Origin of the sequence: Shewanella sp. BF02_Schw (genome assembly GCF_014596695.2) — a bacterium.
Taxonomy (GTDB): domain Bacteria; phylum Pseudomonadota; class Gammaproteobacteria; order Enterobacterales; family Shewanellaceae; genus Shewanella.
Map to the genome: position 1 here is coordinate 1 of NZ_JABKAW020000020.1, position 1268 is coordinate 1268.

1 protein-coding gene is annotated in these 1268 nt (G+C 50.2%); it reads right to left on the bottom strand.

What is annotated here, in order from left to right; translation table 11 throughout:
* Positions 1–1248, bottom strand: a 1248-nt coding sequence (locus HNW13_RS23405) for an outer membrane beta-barrel protein (protein ID WP_208062969.1), incomplete at its 3' end; no start/stop codon positions are given.
* Between the last annotated feature and the right edge of the window lie 20 nt (positions 1249–1268).

Here is a 1268-nt window from a genome sequence, read left to right on the forward strand (position 1 = left end):
CACCGTAGCTGTGACCGAAGGGTGTAGCTTCATGAAATCCGCTACTTTACTAAGCCCACCTTCGTATTGTGGTTTCAAGTTGGCCTTGTTCTTATCGTACTCGATCACCAAGGCTATGGTGAGTCGGGCTGGTTCCACCATCAGTCCGGGAATGTCGTCTACACAAGTGATGACGGCATCGATCCGACGGTTCATGCGTTTGCCGACCATGGTGGCATTTGTCGCAGTGGCATGCGTTTCACCATGACCTACCGCCGTCAACCTTGATGCTGCGATATGGTGCGTGTTTTCCAGATAACTCACCACACTTTGCGCCCTGCGCTGAGACAGTTTCATGTTTTCTTCCGTGGTTCCGACTTTATCGGTGTAGCCTTCGAACACAGCCGTGGTGGCAGGGTATTTATTCATGTAGGTGCCCACTACAGCGAGTTTTTCCTTATCCTCAAGCTGCATGTTGTCATTGTTTATTTCGAACTGGATGTCGAGGATACTGCAGTATTGTTCGATCTTGTTCTGAACCGGGACTATGACCTGAACAGGTGCAACAACCTCAGGCGCTATCTCCTCTGCACTGTAAGAGGAGGTGTAGGGCTTCTTGCTGCCACCAAACCGATAGACCAGGCCGACTGAGAATAGGTCGATGTCGCCTTTATTGTTAACGGCATCGTTGACCCGGTAGCGTTCCGCCTCTGCACGAATATCTAGTGAGTCAGTCAGAGCGTACTCAATCCCCAGACCGTACTTATAGTTAGTGTCGCGCTGACTGGGATTGAAATTGAGTCCCCCTACGGCACCGGTTCCCGTAAAGGAGTCGCGAGCTTCAGCGTAATTCACCCCGAACCGACCGAACGCCGAAAACTTTTTAGTAATCGGCAAGGTACCGACTAGATCCAGGTTCAGGCCTCTTAACTTGATTGTGCCGTCCAATGTCCCCGCCGGCGAAGTGGCGACGGTATAGCCGAATTTCCCCAAATCGAAAAATCCGCCCTCAAGGGAGATGTACTTGTTGAATTGGTAGCCGCCAAACAGCTTATAACCAGTATCACGCTGATCGGTACTGATGGTTAATGACGTAAAATCAGTTCCCAGCAGCATGTTGTGGCGGATCTGTTCATCATCGATCTGCGCCCTAGCCTGGCCCAAATTGGCTCCGGTGTACCAGCCTGTATCATTCGCCATTGCGTATGGGCCGGCGATCAGTGAAAGCAGCGTAAGAGATAAATTTACTGATATTATTGATAATTTCATATCTTCCTCCATAAGGACAT